Source organism: Pantoea sp. ANP04 (assembly GCF_041982285.1).
In the GTDB taxonomy this organism is placed as follows: Bacteria; Pseudomonadota; Gammaproteobacteria; order Enterobacterales; family Enterobacteriaceae; genus Pantoea; species Pantoea eucalypti.
The window spans coordinates 1-504 of the sequence record NZ_JAUTYS010000209.1; the positions used below are offsets into that span (position 1 = coordinate 1).

The window sequence follows — 504 nt, forward strand, 5'->3', positions numbered from 1 at the left end:
CTGATGGTGCTCGATGGCGGTAAGGGCGTTGAGCCCCGGACCATCGCCCTGATGGACGTCTGCCGCCTGCGGGATACGCCCATCGTCAGCTTCATCAACAAACTCGACCGCGATATTCGCGACCCGATCGAGCTGCTGGACGAAATCGAAGCGGTGCTGAAGATCAAGGCCGCGCCTATCACCTGGCCGATCGGTTGCTACCGCGACTTCAAGGGTGTGTACTACCTGGCGGGCGACTACATCATCGTCTACACCCCGGGCCACGGCCACGAACGTACCGAAACCAAGATCATCGAGAAACTCGACTCCGACGAAGCCCGCGCCCACCTGGGTGACGAGTACGAGCGTTTCATCGAGCAGTTGGAACTGGTGCAGGGTGCCTGCCACGAGTTCAACCAGCAGGAGTTCCTCGACGGCCAGTTGACCCCGGTGTTCTTCGGTACCGCCCTGGGCAACTTCGGTGTCGATCACGTGCTCGATGCCGTGGTGGACTGGGCGCCACTG

Annotated in this window: 1 protein-coding gene; it reads left to right on the forward strand. The window is 61.5% G+C overall.

The genetic code is table 11. The annotated features are described in order from the left end of the window. Window positions 1–504: GTP-binding protein (locus Q7C21_RS23150; protein ID WP_375151262.1), on the forward strand; the 504-nt coding region annotated here is incomplete at both ends.